Annotated in this window: 2 protein-coding genes (1 of these 2 running past the window's edge); both read left to right on the forward strand. The window is 74.1% G+C overall.

Annotated elements, in window-relative coordinates; translation table 11 throughout:
• Nucleotides 1–14,238, forward strand: coding sequence for an amino acid adenylation domain-containing protein (locus ACIOWN_RS28225; protein ID WP_401983672.1), 14,238 nt, complete (start codon nt 1–3; stop codon nt 14,236–14,238).
• Nucleotides 14,235–26,365, forward strand: partial view of an amino acid adenylation domain-containing protein gene (locus tag ACIOWN_RS28230; protein WP_401983674.1) — the 5' portion only. It continues 2,041 nt past the right edge of the window; the window shows 12,131 of its 14,172 coding nt (coding positions 1–12,131); its start codon is at nt 14,235–14,237; the stop codon falls past the right edge of the window. The genes ACIOWN_RS28225 and ACIOWN_RS28230 overlap by 4 nt, the downstream gene beginning before the upstream one ends.

The raw sequence follows: 26,365 nt of genomic DNA on the forward strand, positions 1-26,365 counted from the left end.
GTGCCACAATCCGGTGAGATCCGACTCCCTCTGACGCCGGCTCAATCGGGTATTTGGTTCGCGCAACGGATCGACTCCGGCAACACGGTGTACAACATCGCCGAGTATCTCGACATTCACGGTCCGGTCGACCCTGTCCGCTTCGAGGCGGCGCTGCGCCGGGTGGTCGGCGAGACCGACGCGCTGCGGGTGCGGTTCGCCGAGCACGGTGAGATCCCCGAGCAACGGATACTCCCCGCCGTCGATTTCCCGTTGCCCGTCGTGGACCTGTCCGGCGAGGCCGACCCGGAGGCCGGCGCGCGGAAGTGGATGGACGAGGACCGTACCCGGCCGATCGACCTGTTCGGCGACTCGCTGTTCGCCTTCGCCCTGTTCAGGATCGCCGAGGACCGCTGGTGGTGGTACCACCGCGTCCACCACATCGTGCTGGACGGTGCCGGCGTGGCCATGTTCGCGCCGAGGGTGGCCGAGGTCTACTCCGCGCTGATGGCGGACACCCCCGTACCGGTCAGTCCCTTCCCGCCGCTGAAAGGCCTGGTGGACGCCGCCCGGGCCTACGCCGATTCCCCGGACCACGCCGACGACGCCGCGTTCTGGACCGAGCGGCTGACCGGCGCCCAGCCCCCGGTCAGCCTGTCCGGCGGCCGGCAGCACCTGCCCGGCAGTGTGATCCGCCGCAGCGTGACACTCGGCGCCGCAGAGACCGAGGCGATCCGCGGACTCGCGCGCGAGGCCGGCACCGGCTGGCCGACCGTGGTGGTGGCCGCGCTCGCCCTCTACGTGCAGCGCCTCACCGGCACCGACGAGGTCGTCGTCGGCCTGCCGGTCGCCGCGCGCCAGGGAAAGGGCCTGCGCAACGTGCCCGGCAGCGTCTCCAACCTGGTCCCGCTGCGGCTGGGCGCCGCACCGGACACCCCGGTGGGCGACCTGCTCACCGCCGTCTCCGCAGAGATGCGGCAGGCCGTGCGCCACCAGCGCTACCGGCACGAGGACATGCGGCGCGACCTGCGCCTCGGCCCCGAGCAGCACCTGATCGGACCGCACGTCAACCTGGTCCTGTTCGACTACGACCTGGACTTCGCCGGGCACCGGGCGACCGTGCGCAACCTGCCGGGCGGCCCGATCACGGACCTCGCGATCGTGCTGGACACCCGCTCCGCCGACGGCGCGCTGCGCTTCGACTTCGACGCCAACGCGGCGCTGTACGACGAGGAGTCGCTCGCCGCGCACCAGCACCGCTTCCTCGACCTGCTGTCCCGGCTGTGCGCCTGCGACCCCGCGACACCGGTCGGACGGCTGGACACGGCCACCGACGAGGAACGCGCGCGTGTGCTCACTCCGCCCGTCCCGGTCGGGACCCCTGCCGCCACTCTTCCGGAGCTGTTCGAGCGGGTCGCCGCCGAGCACCCCGAGCGCACGGCTGTGGTGAGCGATGGAGTGGGCCACGGCTACCGGGAGATCAACGCCCGCGCCAACCGGCTGGCCAGGACGCTGATCGAGCGGGGCGCCGGCCCGGAGCGGTTCGTCGCGCTCGCGCTGCCGCGTTCGGCGGAGATGGTGGTCGCGCTGCTGGCCGTCCTCAAGGCCGGCGCCGCCTACCTGCCGCTGGACCCGGCCTACCCGGCCGAGCGGATCGCGTTCATGCTCGCGGACGCCGCGCCGGACCTGGTGCTGACCGACACCGCGCACGCGCCGCGCCTGCCGGACACCGAGGGCGTCCCGGTGCTGGCCCTGGACGACGCCCGTACCGCCGCCGAACTGGCCGCGCGGGCCACCGATGACGTCACCGACGCCGATCGAGCCGCGCCGCTCGACCCGCGGCATCCGGCGTACATGATCTACACCTCCGGGTCCACCGGCCGGCCCAAGGGCGTGGTCGTCCCCCACCGCAACGTGCTGCGCCTGTTCACCGCCACCGAGCAGTGGTTCGGCTTCGGGCCCGAGGACGTGTGGACGCTGTTCCACTCCTACGCCTTCGACTTCTCGGTGTGGGAGATCTGGGGTCCGCTGCTGCACGGCGGCCGGCTCGTGGTCGTCCCGCACGAGGTGAGCCGTTCGCCGGTGGAGTTCCTGCGGCTGCTGGCCGACGAACGCGTCACGGTGCTCAACCAGACCCCCTCTGCCTTCTACCAGCTCACGCAGGCCGACGAGGAGCACTCCGGGGCCGGCGGCGCCCCCGCGCTGCGGTTCGTGATCTTCGGCGGTGAGGCGCTGGACCCGCGGCGCCTGGAACGCTGGTACGCCCGCCACCCGGACGACGCGCCGGTGCTGGTGAACATGTACGGCATCACCGAGACCACGGTGCACGTCAGCCATGTGGCGCTGGACCGGAGCACCGCGGACGGGCGGCCGGGCAGCGTCATCGGCTCACCCATCCCCGACCTCGGCATCCACCTTCTGGACGGCGCGCTGCGACCGGTGCCGCCCGGCGTCGCGGCGGAGATGTACGTCTGCGGCGACGGGCTCGCGCGCGGCTACCACGGGCGCCCGGACCTGACCTCGCACCGGTTCGTCGCCGACCCGTTCGGCCCGCCCGGCAGCCTGATGTACCGCACGGGCGACGTGGCGCGCCGGACGGCGGACGGCGAGCTGGAGTTCGTCGGCCGGGCCGACCAGCAGGTGAAGATCCGCGGTTTCCGGGTCGAGCCGGGCGAGATCGAGGCCGTGGTGGAGGGCGTGGCCGAGGTCGCTCAGGCGGCGGTCGTCGTCCGTGAGGACCGGACCGGCGACAAGCGGCTGGTCGCCTATGTCACGCCGGCCCGCGAGCGCGCGGGTCTCGACCCCACGGGTCTGCGCGAGACGGTGGCCGCCGCGCTGCCGGACCACATGGTGCCGTCCGCGTTCGTGGTGCTGCCGCGGCTGCCGCTCACCGCCAACGGCAAGCTGGACCACGCGGCGCTGCCGGAGCCGGAGTCCGTGGCGGGCTCGGCCGGGCGCGCCCCGCGCACCCCGGTCGAGGAGGTGCTGTGCGGGCTGTTCGCCGAGGTCCTGGGCGTGCCGGGCGTCACCATCGACGACAACTTCTTCGACGTGGGCGGCCACTCCCTGCTGGCCACCCGGCTGGCCAGCAGGATCCGTTCGGTGTTCGGGGTGGAGCTCCAGATCCGGACGCTGTTCGAGGCGCCGACCGTCGCGGCCGTGGCGGACCGCGTCACCTGCGCCGACCACGCCCGTTCCGGCATCTCCCCGATGCCGCGCCCGGCGGAGGTCCCGCTGTCCTACGCGCAGAACCGGCTGTGGTTCGTCGACCGCCTCGAGGGTCCCAACTCGGCCTACAACATCCCGCTGGTGCTGCGTCTGTCCGGGCCGCTGGACCGGGGCGCGCTGCTCGCGGCGTTCGGTGACCTGCTGGCCCGGCACGAGAGCCTGCGGACCGTCTTCCCCGATGTGAAGGGCGTGCCGAGCCAGGTCGTGCTCCACCCGGAGACGGCCGTGATCGAGCTGCCCGTCTCGGCGATCGGCGCCGAGGAACTGCCCGCGGCGCTGGCCAGCTGCGCGGCCGGCGCGTTCGACCTGGCCACCGAACTCCCCCTGCACGTGGACCTGTTCTCGCTCGGCGAGGAGGAGCACGTGCTGTCCGTCGTGGTGCACCACATCGCGGCGGACGGATGGTCGCTGGGCGTGCTGGCCCGCGACCTGTCCACGGCGTACGCGGCCCGGCTGGACGGGACGGGACCGCGGTGGCGGCCGCTGCCGGTGCAGTACGCCGACTACACGCTGTGGCAGCGTGAGACGCTCGGCGACGACCGGGACCCGTACAGCACCATGGCACGGCAGATCGCCTTCTGGCGCTCGGAACTGGCCGGTCTGCCGGACGAGATCGCGCTGCCCGCCGACCGGCCGCGCCCGGCCGAGGCCGACTACCGGTCCGACGTGGTCGAGCTGCGGCTGCCGCCCGAACTGCACCGCGGCCTCGCCGAGCTGGCCCGGCAGACCGGCACCACCCTGTTCATGACGCTCCAGGCCGGGCTGGCCTCGCTGCTGTCGGTGCTGGGCGCCGGCCCCGACGTGGTCCTCGGCAGCCCGGTGGCGGGCCGCACCGACGACTCCCTGGACGACCTGGTCGGCTTCTTCGTCAACACGCTGGTGCTGCGCACCGACGTCTCCGGCGATCCGACGTTCCGCGAACTGCTCGGCCGCGTCAGGGAGTCGGACCTGGCGGCGTACGCCCATCAGGACGTGCCCTTCGAGCGCCTCGTCGAGGTGCTGAACCCGGAGCGTTCGCTGTCCCGTCATCCGCTGTGCCAGGTGCTGTTCTCGCTCCAGAAGAAACTCGTCACCACCCTGGAATTCCCCGGTCTGACGGCGGTCGCCGAACCGGGCGTGCGCACGATGGCCAAGTTCGACCTGTCCTTCGAATTCGGCGAACGCGTCGGTGAGACGGGAACCCCGGACGGTATCGACGCGGTCGTCGAATTCCGTACGGATCTCTTCGACCGTTCCAGCGTGGAAATGCTCGGCCACCGGCTGGTGCGTTTCCTTCAGGCGCTCGTGGCCGAACCGGACGCCCCGGTGCGGGCGCTGGACATGCTGTCGCCGCCCGAGCGACGGCGGCTGCTGCGCGAATGGAACGACACGGAACGCGGCGTCCCCGCGGGGACCCTGGTCGACCTCCTCGAGCGGACGGCGGCAGAGCACCCGGACGCGGTGGCGGTGTGCGACGGGCCGCGGACGCTGACGTACCGCGAGGTGCACGAGGCCGCCAACCGGCTCTCACGGGAGCTGATCGCCCGGGGCGCGGCTCCCGAGCGCGTGGTGGCGCTGGGCATGCCGCGTTCGGCGGAGCTGATCGTCGCGCTGCTTGCGGTGCTCAAGTCCGGTGCGGCGTATCTGCCGGTCGACCCCGCCCATCCCGTCGAGCGGGTCGCGCTGCTGCTGTCCGACGCCGCTCCGGTACTGCTGCTGAGCACCGAGGGCGTACTGGCCGGCTGGCCGCGGGAGGCCCTGGCCGGGGTGCCGGCGCTGGCGCTGGACGCCCCCGGCACGGTGGAGGCGGTCGCGGCCCGCCCCGGCACGAACCCGGTGGACGAGGACCGCGGGACGCCGCTGCGGGCGGACAACGCCGCCTACGTCATCCACACCTCCGGCTCGACCGGAACGCCCAAGGGCGTCGTGGTGGAGCACCGCAACGTGGTCAACCTGGTCACCTGGGCGGCGCGCGAGATCGGGGCCGACGCCCTGTCCCGGCCGCTGGCGTCGACGTCGCTCAGCTTCGACGTGTCGGTCTTCGAGATCTTCGCGCCGCTGACGGCCGGCGGGCGCATCGACGTGGTGCGCGACCTGCTGGCGCTGGCCGAGCGGGAGGGCGGCTGGTCGGGCAGCATGATCAGCGCAGTGCCGTCCGCGCTGGCCGAACTCATCGGCCAGGACAACGTCTCCGCCTCGGCCGGCCTGGTGGTGCTCGCCGGCGAGGCGCTCACCGGCCGGGCGGTGGCGGACATCCGCGCCGTCATGCCCGGGGCACGTATCGCCAACATCTACGGGCCGACCGAGGCCACGGTGTACGCGACCGCCTGGTACTCCGACGGCGGGCCCGCGGAGCCGCTGATCGGCCGGCCGGTCGCCAACACCCGCGTGTACGTGCTGGATCCCTGGCTGCGGCCGGTTCCCGCCGGTGTTCCGGGCGAGCTGTACCTGGCGGGCGCGGGCCTGGCCCGCGGCTACCTGGACCGGCCGGCCCTGACCGCGCAGCGGTTCGTGGCCGACCCGTTCGGCCCGCCGGGCTCCCGCCTGTACCGGACCGGCGACGTGGTGCGCTGGACCGCCGACGGCGAGCTGGCCTACCTGGGCCGCACCGACGAGCAGGTGAAGGTGCGCGGATTCCGCATCGAGACCGGTGAGATCGAGTCGGTGATCGCGTCGGACCCCGCCGTGGCGCAGGTGGTGGTGGTCGCGCAGGAGGACCAGCACCGCCACAAGCAGCTCGTCGCCTACGTCGTGCCCGCCTCCGGGGCCGAGGCGGACACCGCGCGGCTGCGCGAGCTGGTGGCGGCCACCCTGCCCGGCTACATGGTGCCGGCGGCCTTCGTCACCCTGCGCAGGCTGCCGCTCAACACCAGCGGCAAGCTCGACCGCGGCGCCCTGCCCGCGCCGCGGTTCGCCGGCGGGCGAGGCGGCCGGCAGCCGCGCACCCCGCAGGAGCAGGTGCTCTGCGGTCTGTTCGCGGAGATCCTGGAGCTGTCCTCGGTCGGCGTCGACGACAGCTTCTTCGACCTCGGCGGGCATTCGCTCATCGCCAACCGGCTGATCATCAGGATCCAGTCGGTGCTCGGCGTCGATCTCGCGGTACGTGACCTGTTCGAGGCGCCCACGGTGGCGCAGCTGGCGGAACTGGTCGAGCGGGCCGGTACGGCCAGGCCCCGGGCGGTCCCGATGCCGCGCCCGGACCGGCTGCCGGTGTCGTTCACCCAGCAGCGGCTGTGGTTCCTCAACCGTCTGGAGGGCCCGAGCCCCACCTACAACCTCGGTGTCTCGCTGCGCTTCACCGGCCGGATCGACCGCGACGCCCTCCACCAGGCCCTGCACGACGTCATGGCCCGGCACGAGAGCCTGCGCACGGTCTTCCGCGACCACGACGGCGTACCGGTCCAGTGCGTCGTACCGGAGCGGGAGGCACGCCTGAGCATCCCGGTGACCGAGCTGGCCGAGCCGGAACTGGACACGGCGCTGACCGCGGCCGCCCGCCGCGGTTTCGACCTGGAGAACGAACTGCCCGTCCGGGCCCAGCTGTTCGTGCTCAGCCCCACCGAGCAGGTGTTCCTGGTCCTGGTGCACCACATCGTCGCCGACGGCTGGTCGTTCGCGTCGCTGGTGGGCGACCTGTCCACCGCCTACGCCGAACGGCGTTCGGCGCGCGCCCCCCAGTGGGCGCCGCTGCCCGTGCAGTACGCCGACTACACGCTGTGGCAGCGGGAGGTCCTCGGCGACCTCGCCGACCCGGACAGCGTGCTGGCACGGCAGATCGGCTACTGGAAGGACACGCTGGCCGGTCTGCCGGACCAACTGGACCTGCCGGCCGACCGGCCCCGCCCGGCGGCCCCCAGCCACGACGGCGGATTCGTGCCGATCACCGTCGGGCCCGAGGTGCACGCACGGCTCCTTGAGATCGCCCGCGGCAGCGGCGCCAGCCTGTTCATGGTGATGCAGGCCGCGCTCGCCGCGCTGCTGAACCGGCTGGGCGGCGGCACGGACATTCCCATCGGCACCTCGGTCGCCGGGCGCAACGACGAGTCGCTGGTCGACCTGATCGGCTTCTTCGTCAACACCCTGGTCCTGCGCAACGACCTGAGCGGCGACCCGACCTTCCGGCAGCTCCTCGGCCGGGTGCGCGAGGCGGACCTGTCCGCGTACGCCCACCAGGAGGTGCCGTTCGAGCTGCTGGTGGAGACGCTCAGGCCGGAACGCTCTCTCTCCCGGCACCCGCTGTTCCAGGTGCTGCTGAACTTCGAGAACACCCCCGAGATGGAGCTGGGCTTCCCCGGGGTGCGCACCCGACTGCACCCGGTGAACACCGAGGTCGCCAAGTTCGACCTGTCGTTCTCCGTGCGCGACCGGTACGCCGACGACGGCGCCCCGGCCGGAATCACCGGCCTGCTCAACTACAGCGGCGACCTGTACGACCGTGCCACCGCCGAGGACGTCTCCGCCCGGCTGAGCCGCCTGCTGGAGTCGGTCGCGGCCGACCCGGCGCAGCGGGTCAGCGAGTTGGACCTGCTGGGCGAGGCCGACCGCCACCGCGTCCTCGCCCTCGGAGTGGGCGAGATCCGCGCGGAGGTCCCGCCGACGTTCGTCGAACGGTTCGAGCGGCAGGTGGCGACGACTCCGGACGCCGTCGCCCTGGTCTGCCGGGACGAACAGGTGACCTACCGCGAACTCAACGCGCGCGCCAACCGGTTGGCCCACCACCTGATCGCGCGCGGTGTCGGGGCGGAGGACTGGGTCGCGGTCGCCCTGCCGCGCACCCCTCAGCTGGTGACCGCCCTGGTGGCCGTCCTGAAGGCGGGCGCCGCCTACCTCCCGCTCGACCCGGACTACCCGCCGGAGCGTGTCGAGTTCATGATCGAGGACGCCTCGGCCATGCTGCTGCTCACCGACGGAGCCATCGGCGCGGGCCTGCCGCACTCCGACGGCCTGCCGCGGCTGCTGCTGGACGATCCGGACACCGCCGAGGCCGTGGCCGGCCGGCCCGTGACGGATCCGACCGACGCCGACCGGCTGCACCCGGTCCACCCGCACCACTCCGCGTACGTCATCTACACCTCCGGATCCACGGGGCGCCCCAAGGGGGTGCTGACCGAACAGCACTGCCTGAGCGACTACTTGCGCTGGAGCACGTCGGGCTACCCGAGTGCCGCGGGCGCCGCGGTGCTGCACAGCCCGATCTCCTTCGACCTGACGGTGACCGCGCTCTACACGACGCTGTCCGTCGGCGGCACGGTGATCCTGGCCACCCTGGACGACGGCGACCCGCGGACCCTGGCGGACCTGGAGCGGACGCCGTGCACGTTCCTCAAGGCCACCCCGAGCCATCTGCCGCTCCTCGAGGCACTGCCCGACGCGTTCTCCCCCAGCCGCGAACTGATGCTGGGCGGAGAGCTGCTGCTCGGCGAGACGCTGACCGAGTGGCGTACGCGCCACCCCGAGGCGCACATCTACAACGGCTACGGGCCCACCGAGACCACCGTCAACTGCACCCAGCACGTGATCAGGGCGGGCGAACCGGTGGGCAGCGGCCCGCTGCCGATCGGCCGTCCCATGCCCAACACCTGGCTGTACGTGCTGGACGCGTCCCTGCGGCCGGTGCCCATGGGCGTGGCCGGTGAGCTGTACGTAGCGGGCGAGGGCATCGCGCGCGGCTATCTGCACCGGCCGACGCTGACCGCCGAGCGGTTCGCGCCGAACCCGTTCGGCCCGCCCGGCTCCCGCATGTACCGGACCGGCGACATCGTCAAGTGGAGGCCGGACGGCGAGCTGTACTTCCTGCGGCGCGTCGACGACCAGGTCAAGATCCGCGGCTTCCGGGTGGAGATCGGCGAGATCGAGAACGCGCTGCTGCGCCGTGCGGGCGTCGCCCAGGCCGCCGTCGTACTGCGGGAGGATCTGCCGGGCGACCAGCGCCTCGTCGCCTACCTGGTGCCGGACGGCCCGCTGGACCGGGCCGAGGTCGCCCGCGAGGTGGCCGGGGACCTGCCGGACTACATGGTGCCCGCGGCCTTCGTGGTCCTGGACGAGCTGCCGCTCAGCCCCAACGGCAAGGTCGACCGACGGGCCCTGCCCGCACCGGACCACTCCCCCACCGCCAGCGCCGGCCGCGCGCCGCGCACACCGCAGGAAGAGCTGCTGTGCGCTTTGTTCGCGCAGATCCTGAACGTGCCCGCGGTCGGCGTCGACGACAACTTCTTCGACCTGGGCGGCCACTCCCTGCTGGCCACCCGGCTGGTCAGCAGGATCCGTTCGGCCTTCGGCACGGAACTGCCGATCCGCGCGCTGTTCGAGAGCCCGACCGTCGCCGCCCTGGCCGGATCGCTGCGCGGCGCGCCGCAGGGACGGCAGGCGCTGCGCGCCGCACAGCGGCCGGCGCACCTGCCGCTGTCCCACGGCCAGCGGCGGCTGTGGTTCCTGAACCGCCTCGAAGGCCACGGCGCCACCTACAACCTGCCGGTCGCACTGGACCTGGAGGGTCCGGTGGACGTCCTGGCGCTGCGCTCCGCGCTCGCCGACGTCGTCGCCCGCCACGAGTCGCTGCGCACCATCTTCCCCGAGCGGGACGGCAGCCCGTATCAGGTGGTGCTCGACCCGTCGGTCGCCGCACCGGAGTTCACCGTGCTCGACGTCGCGGCGCGCGAACTGGACGGGGAGTTGCGGCGCATCGCCGGCCGGGGCTTCGATCTGACGGTCGAACTGCCGCTGCGGGCTGCCCTGTTGCGGGTCGGCGAGCGGGAGTCGGTGTTCGTGGTGGTGATGCACCACATCGTCGTCGACGGCTGGTCGACCGGGCCGTTCGGCCGGGACCTCGCCACCGCCTACGCCGCCCGGCGCGCCGGCGCGGCACCGAAGTGGACGCCGCTGCCGGTGCAGTACCCGGACTACATGCTCTGGCAGCACGCGGTGCTGGGCGACGAGGACGACCCGGACAGCGTGGCCGCGCGGCAGGCGGCGTACTGGCGCGAGGCGCTGGCCGGGCTGCCGGACGAGCTGAGCCTGCCGGTGGACCGGCCGCGGCCGGCGACCCCCTCGTACCGCGGTGGCTGGGTCACGTTCCGGCTGGAGCCGCGGCTGCACCGGGACCTGGCGGCCCTCGCCCGCCGTCGCGGGGTCAGCATGTTCATGGTCGTCCAGGCGGGCCTTTCGGTGCTGCTGCACCGCATGGGCGCGGGCACCGACATCCCCCTGGGCACGCCGATCGCGGGCCGCACCGACGAGGCCCTGGACGAGCTGGTGGGCTTCTTCGTCAACACGCTGGTGCTGCGCACCGACCTGTCCGGCGACCCCACCTTCACCGAACTCCTGGACCGGGTACGGGAGACGGACCTGGCCGCGTACGCCCACCAGGACGTGCCCTTCGAGCGGCTGGTCGACCTGCTGAACCCCGAGCGGGTCATGGCCCGCCACCCGCTGTTCCAGGTGATGGTCAGCCTCCACAACAACCCCGAGGCCGGCTACGACCTGCCCGGGGTGTCCGCGCGGCGCCGGATGCTCGACCTGAACACGGCCAAGTTCGACCTCAACGTCAACCTGCGCGAGCTGTTCGACGACGACCACGCGCCCGCCGGGATCGACGCGGTCGCCGAGTACAGCACGGACCTGTTCGACCACGACACGGTGGTGGGGCTGGCCGGACGGTTCGCGCACCTGATGGAACGGCTGTGCGCCGAGCCCGACCGGCCCGTCGGCGACGTGGACGTCCTGACCCCGGCCGAGCGCACCCTGCTGCTGGACGACTGGAACGCCACGAGCACCGGCTTCGGCCCGCGGTCGCTGACGGAGGCGATCGAGGCGGCGGCCGCCCGCACACCGGACCGGGTCGCGGTGGTCTCGACCGACGGTGAGATCACCTACGCCGAACTGAACACCGGGGCGAACCGGCTGGCCCGGTACCTGGCCGGCCGCGGCGCCGGTCCCGAGGTGCGGGTCGCGGTGAGCCTGCCGCGCGGAACGGACCTGGTGGTGGCGCTGCTGGCGGTGCTCAAGTCCGGAGCGGCCTACATCCCCCTCGACCCGGCCTACCCGGCCGAACGGGTGCGCCACATCCTCACCGACGGCTCGCCCGCCCTGGTGCTGACGACCTCCGGACTCGCCCGCGAACTGCCCGTACCGGCGGGGGCGGAGACGGTCGCGGTCGACGACCCGGCGCTGCGGGCACGGATCGCCGCCGTGCCGGAAACCGACCTGCCCGGCACGGCGCACGGCGACCACCCGGCGTACGTGATCTACACCTCCGGGTCCACCGGCCGCCCCAAGGGTGTGGTGGTCACCCGGGCGAACATCGCCAACTTCGTGCGGGACATGCGCGAGCGGCTGCCGGTCACCGAGGCGGACGTCCTGGTGGCGGTCACCACCGTCGCCTTCGACATCGCCGGTCTCGAGCTGTACGTCCCCCTGGTCGCCGGGGCCCGGCTGGTGCTCGCGACCACCGAGCAGGTGCGCGACGTCGACGGGCTGGCCGGGCTGATCACCGGCACGGGTGCCACCGTGGTCCAGGCGACCCCGACGCTGTGGCAGACGCTGGTGTCCGGACACCCGGACGCCCTCGCCGGGCTGCGGGTCCTGGTCGGCGGCGAGGCGCTGCCCGCGGGGCTGGCCGCGCGTCTGCGCGAACTGTCCGCCGGCGTACGCAACTTGTACGGCCCCACCGAGACCACGGTGTGGTCCACCACCGCCGAACTGGACGGCAGGCCCGGCGCGCCGGTGATCGGCCGGCCGATCGCGAACACCCGGGTGTACGTGCTGGACGACCGGCTCGCGCCGGTCCCGGCCGGGGTGGCGGGCGATCTGTATCTCGCCGGTGACGGCGTGGTCCGCGGCTACCTGGGCAGGCCGGGGCTGACCAGCGAGCGGTTCGTGGCGGACCCGTTCGGCTCGGCCGGCACCCGGATGTACCGCACCGGCGACATCGCCCGCTGGAACACCGCGGGCGAGCTGGAGTTCGTCGGACGGGCCGACGACCAGGTCAAGGTGCGCGGTTTCCGTATCGAACCGGGCGAGATCGAGGCCGTGCTCGCCGCCCACCCGGCGCTGGCCCAGGCCACCGTCGTGGCCCGGGCGGACGGCGAGGGGAACAGGCGCCTGGTGGCCTATCTGGTCGCGGCGCCCGGCCAGGAGGTGCCGGCCACGGCCGGGATGCGGGAGCACGCGGCTCGCGTCCTGCCGGACTACATGGTCCCGGCCGCGTTCGTCGCCCTCGACACCCTGCCGCTCACCCCGAACGGCAAGGTGGACCGCAAGCTGCTGCCCGCCCCGGACTTCGCCGTGCTCGTCGGCGACGAGCAGCCGCGCACACCGCGCGAGGAAGCACTGTGCGAGGTGTTCGCCGAGGTTCTCCGCCTGCCCTCGGTGGGCATCCGGGACAGCTTCTTCGACCTCGGCGGCGACAGCATCGTCTCGATCCGGCTGGTCGGCCGCGCCCGGGCGCGGGGACTGAGGATCAAGCCGGAGGACGTGTTCGTCCACCGGACCGTCGAAGGGCTCGCGTCCGTGGCGACCGACGTCCCCGATCTCGTCGCCGAGTCGCCCGACGCCGGCGTCGGCGGTGTCCCGCTGCCGCCGGCCGCGCACGCGCTGCGGGAGCGGGGCGGCCCGGTCCGGGCGTACCACCAGTCGCTGCTGCTGGACGCCCCGGCCGATCTCGGTGACGACCGGCTGCGTGAGCTGGTGGCCATGCTCGTCGACCGGCACGACGCGCTCCGGCTGCTGCTGGACCGCCACGAGGCGGGCGGGGACGGCGACGACGGCGCCCGCTGGAGCCTTCAGGTGCGGCCCTCCGGCTCGGTGGACGCCGCCCGGTGGGTCACCCGCGTGGCGGTCGCCGGACGCGACGGGGACGGGTTGGCCACCGCGGTGCGCGAGCACACCGGGCGGGCGGCCCGCCGCCTCGACCCGGAGACCGGCGACGTCGCACGGTTCGTCTGGTTCGACACCGGACCCGGGCGGCGGGGCCGGCTGCTGGTGGTGCTGCACCGGCTGGCCGTGGACGCCGTGTCCTGGCGCGTCCTGCGCACCGAACTGGCCGCCTGCCTGCGCGTGGTGACCGGCGAGAGCCAGGACGCCCCACGCCCGGCCGGCACGTCCTACCGCCGCTGGGCGCAGCAACTCGTGGCCGCGGCGCAGGACCCGGAGCGCGAGAGCGAACTCGACTGGTGGAAGGCGACGCTCACCACCGCGGAACCCCGGCTCACCCGCCGGCCGTCGGACCCCGGCCCGGACGCGCCCGGCGCCACGGGCACGCTGCACCGCACGCTGCCGGCGGGGAGGACCGGACCGCTGCTCGACCGGGTGCCCGCCGCGTTCCACTGCGCCGTGGACGACGTGCTGCTCACCGCGCTGGCGCTGGCCGTCCCGCACTGGCGGCGCCGGCACCTGCGGGACCACCTCGGCGGCACGAGCGTGCTGGTGGACCTGGAGCGTGACGGGCGCGAGCCGTTCGCCGAAGGCCAGGACCTCTCCCGCACCCTGGGCCGGTTCGCCACCGCGTACCCGGTGCGCCTGGACGCCGGTGCCGTCGACCGGTCGGAGCTGACCGCGGGCGGCATGGCCGTGGGCAACGCCGTCAAGGCGGTCAAGGAGCAGCTGCGCGCGGTGCCGGACGGCGGTGTCGGCCACGGCATGCTGCGCTACCTCAACCCCCGTACCGCCCCTGTACTGGCCCAACTTCCCCCGCCGGACATCGGCTTCACCCACCTCGGCCGATTGGGCGAGGCCGCGCCCGCCGAGTGGCCGGTGTGCGCCGGACCCACCGAGCGTGCGCCGCGGGCCGGGCACGCGCTGGAGCTGACCACCTCGGTCGTCGACGGTCCCGAAGGACCGTGCCTGACCGTGACCTGTGCCTGGCCGGGCGAGCTGTTCGGCGAGGCGGCCGTACGCGAACTGGTCGACGACTGGTTCGGCGCGCTGGAAGCCATCACCACCCGCTGCGAGGCCGCGGACGCGGGCGGTCACACCCCCTCCGACCTCTCCCTGACCGGTCTCGACCAAGGCGACATCGACGTGCTGGAAGCTGACGGAAGGTACTTCTCCTCATGACGAAGCCGGGGTTCCAGGACGTCCTTCCGCTCTCGCCCCTCCAGGAAGGCCTGCTCTTCCACACCGTCTACCACGAGCGTTCGCTGGACATCTACACGGCGCGGCTCTGCCTGGACCTCGAAGGCGAGCTGGACTCCGGCGCGTTGCGGGAGTCGGTGGCGGGCCTGCTGCGCCGGCACCCCAATCTGCGGGCCGCCTTCCGCTACGAGCGGCTCAGCCGCCCGGTGCAGCTCATCCCGCGGGAAGTCCCGCTGCCCCTGGAGGAGTTCGACCTGCGTGGTCTGCCCGGCCAGGAGCAGGCGGAGCGGCTGCGGGAGCTGACCGCGGCCGCGTCGGAGCGCACCTTCGACCTGGCGCGGCCGCCACTGCTGCACTTCACGCTGATCCATCACGGCGAGCGCGCCCACCGGCTCGTCATGGCGCACCACCACATCCTGCTGGACGGCTGGTCGGTGGGCCGGCTGATGACGGACCTGTTCACGCTCTACGCCGCCGGGGGCGAGGAGTCGGCGCTGCCGCCGGTGACGCCCTACCGCGACTACCTCGCCTGGCTGGCCCGCCAGGACCGGCCCGCGGCGGAGGAGGCGTGGCGGACGGTGCTGAGCGGCGTCGAGGAGCCGACGCGGCTGGTGTCCGACGACCGGCTGCGCACCCCGGTCGCTCCCGAGCGCCTGCTGGTGGAGGTTCCGGCGGAGCTGAGCCGCGAGCTGACCGCGGCGGCCCGCGGACGGGACCTGACCCTCAACACGGTCTTCCAGGGCGCCTGGGCGCTGGTCCTGAGCCGGCTGACCGGCCGCACCGACGTGGTGTTCGGAGGCACCGTCTCCGGACGTCCGGCGGACCTCCCCGGTGTGGAGAACATCGTCGGCCTGTTCATCAACACCCTGCCGGTGCGGGTGCGGCTCGACCCGTCGGAGCCGGTGGGCGAGATGCTGGCCCGGTTCCAGCGCCGGCAGGCCGGGCTGATGTCCCACCAGCATCTGAACCTGCCCGATGTGCACGCCCTGGCCGGCGCGTCCGGGGAACTGTTCGACACCATCACCGTCACCGAGAACTACCCCTTCGACGAGAAGGGGTTCCGCGAGCTGGCCGGACTGACGATCGTCGGCGCGCACGGCGCGGACGCCAACCACTACCCGCTGAGCGTGGCCGCCCTGCCCGGCGAGACGCTGCGGATCCGGTTCGGCTACCGGCCGGACGTCTTCCGGCCGGCGGACGTGGAGGAGATCGGCGCCCGGCTGGTGCGGATGCTGGAGGCGGTGGTACGGGACCCGGAATGCCCCGTCGGCCGGCTGGACGTGCTCGGCGCAAAGGAGCGCGAGGAGGTCCTGGTCCGGCGCAACGACACGGGAGGCGAGCGGCCGAGGACCCTGCCGGAGCTGTTCGCCGAGCGGGTCGCCCTGGCCCCGCGGGACCCGGCCGTGGTCTTCGAGGACACGACGCTGACCTACGCCGAGCTGGACGGCCGTGCCAACCGGCTGGCCCACCATCTCGTCTCGGCCGGGGTCGGACCCGAGCAGTACGTCGCCCTGGCCCTCCCCCGGTCCGCGGACCTCGCCGTCGCCGTGCTCGCCGTCCACAAGGCCGGCGCCGCGTATCTGCCGGTGGACCCGGACTACCCGGCCGAGCGCATCGCCCACATGCTCGCCGACGCGCGGCCCGGCGTCGTCCTCACCACCACCGCTCTCGCCGCCACCCTGCCGGCCGGCGACCGGCTCCTCGTCGCCCTTGACGACCCCGGCACCGCCGCACGCGTCGCCGCCGCGCCCGGCGACCACGCCCCCGCGTCGGACTTGACGGCCGATCACCCCGCCTACCTCATCTACACCTCCGGATCCACCGGCAGGCCCAAGGGTGTCGTCGTCACCCACCGCGGCATCGCCTCCCTCGTCGCCGCCCAGACCGAACGCTTCGACGTCGGCCCCGGCAGCCGCGTCCTGCAGTTCGCCTCCCTCAGCTTCGACGCCGCCTTCTGGGAGCTGGCCATGGGCCTGCTCACCGGCGCGGCCCTCGTCCTGGCGCCCGCCGAACGGCTCCGCCCCGGCCCGCCGCTGGCCGAACTCGTCGCCGAGCAGCGCGTCACGCACGCCACCATCCCCCCGGCCGCCCTCGCCGTCCTCGACCGGGACGCCCTGCCCGAGGGCATCACCCTCGTGGTCGCCGGGGAGGCCACCGCGCCCGAACTCGTCGGCCGCTGGTCCGCGGGCCGCCGCATGATCAACGCCTACGGTCCCTCCGAGACCACCGTGTGCGCCACCATGAGCGCCCCGCTCGCCGGAGAGGTCGTGCCGCCCATCGGCGGCCCCATCACCGGCGCCCGCGTCTACCTCCTCGACTCCGCGCTGCGCCCGGTCCTGCCCGGTGTCCCCGGCGAGCTCTACCTCTCCGGGGCCGGCCTCGCCCGCGGCTACCTCGGCCGTCCCGCGCTCACCGCCGAACGCTTCGTCGCCAGCCCCTTCGAAGGCCCCGGCGCCCGTATGTACCGCACCGGAGACATCGCCACCTGGGACCAGGACGGCCGACTCGTCTTCCAGGGGCGCGCCGACAGCCAGGTGAAACTCCACGGCTTCCGCATCGAGCCGGGCGAGATCGAGTCGGTGCTGCTGGCCCGGGACGGCGTCGCCCAGGCCAGTGTGATCGTCCGCGAGGACCGGCCGGGAGACCACCGGCTGGTCGCCTACCTGGTTCCGGAGGCCGGTGCCGCCGCGCCGACGGTGGCCGCCGTGCGCGCCGCCGTCTCGGACGCGCTGCCGGCCCACATGGTGCCCGCGGCGTTCGTGACGCTCGACGAGCTCCCGGTGACGCCCAACGGGAAGCTGGACCGGCGGGCCCTGCCCGCCCCGGACTTCTCCGGGGTGGCCTCCGGGCGCGCACCGCGCACCCCGCAGGAGGAGATCCTGTGCGGGCTGTTCGCCGAGATCCTCGGCGCGTCCGTCGTCGGCATCGACGACAGCTTCTTCGAGCTCGGCGGCCACTCCCTGCTGGCGACCCGCCTGGTCACCCGGATCCGCTCGGTGTTCGGCGTGCGGCTCTCGCTGCGCAGCCTGTTCGAGTCGCCGACCGTGGCCGCGCTCGCCCGACTGCTCACCTCGGAAGGCCCGGTGACCCGGCGGCTCGAGCCGGTGCCGCGCCCGGCCGACGTCCCGCTGTCGCTGCAGCAGACCAGGTTGTGGTTCCTCAACCGGTTCGAGGGGCCGAGCCCGGCGTACAACGTGCCGATGGCGGCCCGGCTGACCGGCCCGCTGGACGTGGCGGCGCTGCGCGCGGCGCTGGCCGACGTGGCGCGGCGGCACGAGTGCCTGCGCACGGTCTTCCCGGACCGTGACGGCACGCCCTGCCAGGTCGTGGTGGACACCGTCCCGGAGCTGCGGGTGAGCGACGTCGACGCGGCCGGTCTCGACGCGGCGCTGGCCGGGGCCGCGGGCGAGGGCTTCGACCTGACCGCCGAGCCGCCGGTACGGGCGCGGCTGCTGCGGCTGGGCGACGAGGAGCACGTGCTGCTGGTGGTGATGCACCACATCGTGATGGACGAGTGGTCGGCCGTGCCGTACGGCCGCGACCTGTCCGCCGCGTACGGAGCGCGGCGCGAGGGCGGGGAGCCGTCGTTCGAGCCGCTTCCCGTGCAGTACGCGGACTTCGCCCTGTGGCAGCGTGACGTGCTCGGCAGCGAGGACGACCCGGACAGCGCGGTCTCGCGTCAACTGGCCTTCTGGCGCGAGACGCTGGCCGGCCTGCCGGACGAGCTGAACCTGCCGGCCGACCGGCCGCGTCCCGCGACCCCCTCCTACCGGGGCGGCACGGTGGACTTCCGGATCAACCGGGAGGTCCACCAGCGCCTGGTCGCGCTGTCCCGCAGCTGCCAGGCCAGCGTGTTCATGACGTTGCAGGCGGGTCTGTCGGTGCTGCTGCACCGGCTGGGCGCCGGATCGGACATCCCGCTCGGCACACCGATCGCCGGGCGAGGCGACGAGTCGCTGGACGACCTGGTCGGCTTCTTCATCAACACCCTGGTGCTGCGCACCGACCTGTCCGGGGACCCCGGCTTCCGGGACCTCCTTGGCCGGGTCCGGGAGGCCGACCTGGCCGCCTACGCCCACCAGGAGGTGCCGTTCGAGCGGCTGGTGGAGGTGCTGAACCCGGGCCGTTCGATGTCCCGGCACCCGCTGTTCCAGGTGATGCTCACCTTGCACAACAACCCGACCGCGCCGTTCCGGCTGCCGGGCGTCCGGGTCGGCACCCAGCGCGTCGACACCGGGGTGTCCAAGTTCGACCTGCTGTTCAGCCTGCGCGAGAGCTACACCGCCGACGGGCGTCCCGGCGGCGTCGAGGGCTTCGTGGAGTACAGCGCGGACCTGTTCGACGGGCCGACGGCGGAGCGCATCGCGGCGGCCTTCGTACGGGTGCTGGAGGGCGTCGTCGCCGAACCGGCCCGCCCGGTGAGCAAGGTCGACGTACTGGACCCGGTCGCCCGCCACGAACTGCTGGTCACCCGCAACGCCACCGAACACGAGGTGCCCGCCGCCTCGCTGCCCGGGCTGTTCCAGGCCGGGGTCGCCCGGCACCCCGCCGCTCCCGCGCTGGTGTGCGGTGACGAGGAGCTGACCTACGCCGAGCTGAACGCGCGGGCCAACCGGCTCGCCCGGCTGCTGATCGGCCGCGGCATCGGCCCCGAGGACATCGTGGGCCTTGCCCTGCCCCGCTCGGCGGAGCTGGCCGTGGGCCTGCTGGCCGTGCTCAAGTCCGGCGCGGGCTATCTGCCGGTCGACCCGGAGTACCCGGCCGAGCGGATCGCCTTCATGCTGGCCGACGCCGCTCCACGGGTGCTGCTGACGGCCACCGGAGCCGCCGGCCGGCTGCCCGCCGCGCCGACGCTGGCACTGGACGACCCGGCCGTACTGGCCGAACTGGCCGCGCTGCCGGACACCGACCCCGGCGACGACGAGCGGACCGGGCCGCTGCTGCCGCGGCATCCCGCCTACCTGATCTACACGTCCGGCTCGACCGGCCGCCCCAAGGGCGTGGTGATGCCCGGCGGCGCGCTGGTCAACCTGCTGTCCTGGCACTCCGCGGCCGTCCCCGCCGAACCCGGTGCCCGGACCGCCCAGTTCACCGCGATCAGCTTCGACGTCTCGGCCCAGGAGATCCTGTCGGCCCTGCTCGACGGCAGGACGCTGGTGGTGCCCGACGAGGAGACCCGGCGCGACCCGGTGAGGTTCGCGACCTGGCTGCGGGAGCGGAAGGTCACCGAGCTGTACGCGCCCACCATGATGCTGGACGCCCTCGGCGAGGCCGTCGCCGAGCACGGCACCGGCCTTCCGGACCTGCGGCACATCGCGCAGGCCGGTGAGGCGCTGGTGCTGGGCGACCGGGTGCGCGAGCTGTGCGGCGCGCACCCGGAGCGCGTGCTGCACAACCACTACGGCCCGTCCGAGACCCACGTGGTCACCGCGCACACCCTGCCCGCGGACCGGTCGGCCTGGCCCCGGACCGGCGCGCCGATCGGACGTCCGGTGTGGAACACCCAGGTGTACGTGCTGGACGCGGCCCTGCGGCCGGTGCCGGACGGAGTCGGCGGCGAACTCTACATCGCGGGCGCGCAGTTGGCCCGCGGCTACCACGACCGTCCCGGTCTGACCGCCGAGCGGTTCACCGCCGACCCGTTCGGGCCGCCCGGCACCCGCATGTACCGCACCGGCGACCTGGTGCGCTGGAACCGCGACGGTGAGCTGGAGTACGCCGGCCGCGCGGACCAGCAGGTGAAGATCCGCGGCTTCCGGATCGAGCCGGGCGAGATCGAGGCCGTGCTGCGCACCCACCCGGAGGTGGCGCGGGCCGCCGTGGTCGCACGGGACGACGAGCGGGGCGGCCGCCGCCTGGTCGGCTACGTGGTGCCGGTGGCCGGCGCGATCGGGCGGGCGGAGCTGCGCGCGCACGTCGCGGCCGCGCTGCCGGACCACATGGTGCCGGGGGCGTTCGTGTTCATGGACGCGTTCCCGCTGACGCCCAGCGGCAAGCTGGACCGGGCCGCGCTGCCGACGCCCGAGGCCGAGGCGCCCGCGGGCCGTGCCCCGCGCGGCCCGCGGGAGGAGATCCTGTGCGGTCTGTTCGCCGAGGTGCTCGGCGTCGGATCGGTCGGCGTCGAAGACGACTTCTTCGCCCTCGGCGGCCACTCGCTGCTGGCGACCAGGCTGGTCGGCCGGATCCGTTCCACGCTGGGCGTGGAACTGGCCGTACGGGACGTCTTCGAGTCCCCGACCGTGGCGGGCCTGGCCGGCAAGGCGTCCGGCGCGGCGGGCGCGCGCCCCGCGGTCCGCGCGATGCCCCGCACGGACCTGGTCCCGCTGTCGTTCGCTCAGCGCCGGCTGTGGTTCCTCAACCGCCTCGAGGGCCCGAGCTCCACGTACAACCTGCCGCTGGCCGCCCGGCTGACCGGCGCGCTGGACGTGCCCGCGCTCAAGGCCGCGCTCGGTGACGTGGTGGCCCGCCACGAGAGCCTGCGCACCACGTTCCCCGAGGTCGACGGCGTTCCCCGCCAGTCGGTCGCCCCGGCCGGGCAGGCCGCCCCGGTCTTCACCGTCACCGAGGCCGAAGAGGCCGGTCTGGACGCCGCCCTGGAGGAGGCCGCCTTCCGCGGCTTCGACCTGGCCGGTGAACTGCCGTTGCGGGCCCACCTGTTCCGGCTCGGCGCGGACCGGCACGTGCTGCTCCTCGTGATGCACCACATCGCGGGCGACGGTCTGTCCATGGCGCCGATGGCGCGCGACCTGGCCGAGGCGTACGGCGCCCGGCTGGCGGGCCGCCCGCCCGGCTGGGCGCCGCTGCCGGTCCAGTACGCGGACTACACGCTGTGGCAGCGCGACGTGCTGGGCAGCGAGACCGCGCCGGACAGTGAGATCGCCCGGCAACTGGAGTTCTGGCGGGCCTCGTTGACCGGTCTGCCGGACGAGCTGCGGCTGCCCGCCGACCGGCCGAGGCCCGCGGTGGCCAGCCACAGGGGATCCACGGTTCCCTTCGCGGTCCCGGCCGAACTGCACGAGCGGATGGCGCGGTTGGCCCGGCGGACCAGGACCAGCCTGTTCATGGTCGGCCAGGCCGCGCTCACCGCGCTGCTGACCCGGCTCGGCGCGGGCACCGACATCCCGCTGGGGACCCCGGTCGCCGGCCGCGACGACGAGGCGCTGGACGACCTGGTCGGCTTCTTCGTCAACACCCTGGTGCTGCGCACCGACACCGGCGGCGACCCGGCCTTCACCGCGCTGCTCGACCGGGTCCGCGAGAACAACCTCGCCGCCTACGCCCACCAGGAGGTGCCCTTCGAGCGGCTGGTGGAGGTGCTCAACCCCGAACGCTCGCTCGGCCGCCACCCGCTCTTCCAGGTGTGGCTGAACCTGCAGAACACCGCCGACGTCGAGATCGGCCTGCCCGGCCTGGAGATCGGCGCGCAGGGGGTCGGCATCGGCGCCGCCAAGTTCGACCTGGCCTTCAGCCTGCGCGAACGCTACGACGAGCGGGGCGCGCCGCTCGGCATGACCGGCCTGGTCGAGTACAGCGACGACCTGTTCGACCCGGAGACCGTCTCGCGCATGGCCGGCCGGCTGCTGCGCCTGCTGGACGCCGCGTGCGCCGACCCCGACCTGCCGATCAGCCGGCTCGAGGTGCTCTCCCCGGCGGAGCGGCAGCAGGTGCTGCACGACTTCAACGCGACCGCGCGCGACGTGCCCCGCGGCACGGTCGCGGAGCTGTTCGGCCGTCAGGCCGCCGCCACCCCGGACTCGGTGGCGCTCCGTTACGACGGCACGGAGCTGAGCTACGCGCGCCTGGACGCCGAGTCCGACCGTCTCGCGCACCTGCTGGTCCGCAGGGGCATCGGCCCCGAGGACGTGGTGGCGGTCGCGCTGCCGCGCACGCCTCGGTCGGTGGTCGCCCTGCTGGCGGTGGTCAAGGCGGGTGGGGTGTACCTGCCGGTCGACCCGGCCTATCCGGCCGAGCGGATCGCCTTCATGCTCGCCGACGCCCGGCCCGCCGTACTGCTGACCGAGCAACCGGCCGCCGCCGGGCTGCCCGCGTCCGGCGTCCCTCGGGTGCTGCTGGACGACGCCGGTGTGCGCGCCGAACTCGCCGCGCTGCCGGACACCGCACCGGACACGGGCCGCACGGCCTCCCCCGCCAACGCCGCCTACATGATCTACACCTCCGGCTCCACCGGCACGCCCAAGGGCGTGGTGGTCCCGCACGAGGGCATCGGCGGATTCGGCGCGATCCGCGAGCAGTTCGAGCTCGACGCGAGCAGCCGGATGCTCCAGTTCGCCTCCTCCAGCTTCGACGCCGCCATCTGGGAGGTGCTCGCGCCGCTGCTGGTCGGCGGCACCCTGGTGATGGCCCCCGCCGACGACCTGGCCGTCGGCGAGCCGCTGGCCGCGCTGCTGGCCCGGGAACGCGTGACGCACGCCAACATCCCGCCGGCCGCGCTCGCCGTGCTGCCGCGGGGCGCGCTCCCGGACGGCATGAACGTGATCGTCGCGGGTGAGGCGTCCACACCCGACCTGATCGCCCGCTGGGCGGACGGCCGGCGGCTGCTCAACGCCTACGGCCCGACCGAGGCGACCGTGTGCGCCACCGTCAGCGGACCGCTCACCGCGGGCGTCAACCCGCCGATCGGCCGCCCGCTGTGGAACGTCCGGGTGCTGGTCCTCGACGAGGCGCTGCGGCCGGTCCCGGTCGGCACGCCCGGCGAGGCGTACCTGGCCGGCGCCGGTCTGGCCCGCGGCTACGCCGGCCGGCCGGGGCTGACCGCCGAGCGGTTCACGGCCGACCCGTACGGTCCCCCCGGCTCCCGGATGTACCGGACCGGCGACCTGGTGCGCTGGCTGCCGGACGGCGAACTGGAGTTCGTCGGCCGTGCCGACGACCAGGTCAAGATCCGCGGTTTCCGGATCGAGCCGGGCGAGATCGAGTCGCTGCTCGCCGCCCACGCCGACGTGGCACAGGCCGCCGTACTGGCCCGGGAGGACGAGCCCGGCGAGCGGCGCCTGGTCGCGTACGTGGTCGCCGCGGAGGGCCGTACGGCACCCGCGGTGGCGGCGCTGCGGGAGCATGTGGCCGCGCGGCTGCCGGAGTACATGGTGCCGTCGGCCTTCATGGTGCTCCCCGCACTCCCGTTGACGCCCAACGGGAAGATCGACCGCAGGGCGCTGCCCGCGCCGGAGCCGACAGGCTCGTCCGGTGGCCGTGCGCCGCGCGACGCGACCGAGGCCGGGCTGCGGCGGATCTTCGCCGAGGTGCTGGGCGACGAGGATGTCGACGTCGAGGCGAACTTCTTCGAGCTCGGCGGGCATTCGCTGCAGGCGACCAAGCTGGTCAGCCGGATCCGCAGCGAGTTCGCCGCGGAACTGCCGCTGCGCGACTTCTTCGAGAACCCCACGGTGGCCGGCCTGGCCGTGCTGGTCGGCGGGGCGGAGGGCGCCCGGCAGACCGTGGTGCCGCAGCCGCGGCCCGGGCACGTCCCGCTGTCGTTCGCCCAGCGCCGCCTGTGGTTCCTCAACCGTCTGGAGGGCCCGAGCCCCACCTACAACATCCCGCTGTCCATGCGGCTCACCGGCGCCCTCGACGTGGAGGCGCTGCGGTCCGCGATCGGCGACGTGGTGGCCCGGCACGAGAGCCTGCGCACCACGTTCCCCGAGACCGGCGGCACTCCCCGCCAGGAGATCCTCGACCCCAAGACGGCGACACCCCCGCTGCGGACCGCCGACGTGGCACCGGGGGAACTGGACGCCGCGGTCGCCGCGGCCGTCGCTCACGGCTTCGACCTGGCCGCCGAACTGCCGGTGCGCACCCACCTGTTCACCGTGGGGCCGCGCGACCACGTGCTCGTGTTCCTGGTCCACCACATCAGCTGCGACGGCTGGTCGCTCGGCCCGCTGCTGCGCGACCTGTCCGACGCCTACCGGGCCCGGGCGGCCGGGCGGGCGCCGGAGTGGACTCCGCTCGCCGTGCAGTACGCCGACTACGCCCTGTGGCAGCGCGACGTGCTGGGCAGCGAGGACGACCAGGACTCGCGTCTCGCCGCGGAGTTGGGCTACTGGCGCGAGCAACTGGCCGGTATGCCGGAGGAGCTGGCACTGCCAACCGATCTGCCGCGCCCGGCCAGGCCCAGCCACCGGGGCGGACTGGTCCGGCTGCGCCTTGAGCCCCCGGTGCACCGCGCGCTGACGGAGCTGGCCAGGACGGCCGGGGCCAGCCCCTTCATGGTCCTGCAGGCCGCCCTCGCCGCGCTGCTCGGCCGGATCGGCGCGGGCAGCGACATCCCGCTGGGCACCACGGTCGCCGGACGCACCGACGACGCCCTGGACGAGCTGGTCGGCTTCTTCGTCAACACCCTGGTGCTGCGCACCGACACCAGCGGCGACCCGAGTTTCCGGGCGCTGGTGGAGCGGGTGCGGCGCACCGACGTCGCCGCCTTCGAGAACCAGAACGTGCCCTTCGAACGGCTCGTGGAGGTGCTCGCCCCCACCCGCTCGATGTCCCGGCACCCGCTGCTGCAGGTCATGCTCAACCTGCTGAACACCCCGCCCGCCGAGCTGAGCCTCGGCGACGACCTGGCCATCGCCCAGCAGCCGCACGGCCTGCGGGTGGCCAAGTTCGACCTGGCGTTCAACCTGGCCGAGACGGTGGACGCGGACGGGCGGCCGGACGGCATCGTCGGCGTGGTCGAGTACAGCACCGACCTGTTCACCGAGGGCACCGTCCAGTCGCTGGCGGACCGGCTGGTCGCCCTGCTGGAGCGACTGCTTGCCGAGCCGGACCGGCCGATCGGCGAGCACGACCTGCTGACCCCCGGCGAGCGGGAGCTGCTGCTCGGCGCCTGGCGCGGCTCCGCGCCCGAGGTCCCGGCGGGCACCCTGGCGGAGCTGTTCGAGGCGCAGGCGGCGCGCACCCCGCGGGCGACCGCCCTGTGGTGCGAGGGCGAGCGGACCAGCTACGCCGAGCTGAACCAGCGGGCCAACCGGCTGGCCCACGAACTGATCGCCCGCGGGGTCGCCCCGGGCCGGACCGTCGCGGTCGCCGTCCCGCGCTCCCCGCTCCAGGTCGCCGCGTTCCTGGCGGTGGCCAAGGCGGGCGCCGTCCATCTGCCGGTGGATCCGGAGTATCCGGCCGAGCGCGTGGCGTTCATGCTCGCTGACGCGGCACCGGCCGCCCTGCTGGCCACCGAGGCGTCCCGCGGCCTGCTGCCGGGCGCACCGGCCGTGCCCGCCTGGGTCCTGGACGAGCCGGGGTTCGCGGCCTCGGTGGCCGCGCGCCCGGCGACCGACCCCCCGGCGGCGGCAGCCGTGAACAGCCCCGCCTATGTCGTCTACACCTCCGGGTCGACCGGCCGGCCCAAGGGCGTGCTGGTCGGGCACACCGGTCTGGCGTCGTTCGTGCACAGCCACGTCGAACGGCTGGGCCTGGACGGCGGGAGCCGGGTGCTCCAGGTGGTGTCGACCAACTTCGACGTGTCGGTCGGCGATCTGGCGATGACCCTGCTGTCCGGGGCCACGCTCGCCCTTCCCGGCCCGGACCGGGAACTGGTCGGTGACGGCCTGGCCGACGCCGTCGAAGCCGCCGGCGCCACCCACGTCATGCTGCCGGCCCCGCTCCTGGGCACCCTCCCGGAGCGGGAGCTGCCCAGCCTGCGCTGCATTGTCTCCGGCGGAGAGGCGCTCTCGCCGGGCCTGCTGGCCCGCTGGTCGGCCGGACGCACCGTCGTCAACGCCTACGGGCCGACCGAGACCACCATCGCCGCCACGCTCAGCGGTCCGCTGTCCGGCGACACGGCGCCGCCGATCGGCCGCCCGGTCGCGGGCACCCGCGTGGCGGTCCTCGACGAGCGGCTGCGGCCGGTGCCGGTGGGCGTCGCCGGCGAACTCTGCATCGCCGGCGCCGGAGTGGCCCTCGGCTACCTGGGCCGCCCGGCGCTGACCGCGGAGCGGTTCGTCGCCGACCCGTTCGGTCCGGCCGGCGCCCGCATGTACCGGACCGGCGACCTCGTACGCTGGAACCGCGACGGTGAGCTGGAGTTCGTCGGCCGCTCCGACCAGCAGGTCAAGATCCGGGGCTTCCGCGTCGAACCCGGCGAGATCGAGACCGT

The sequence above is a fragment of the Streptomyces sp. NPDC087787 genome, from assembly GCF_044743035.1.
GTDB lineage: Bacteria > Actinomycetota > Actinomycetes > Streptomycetales > Streptomycetaceae > Streptomyces.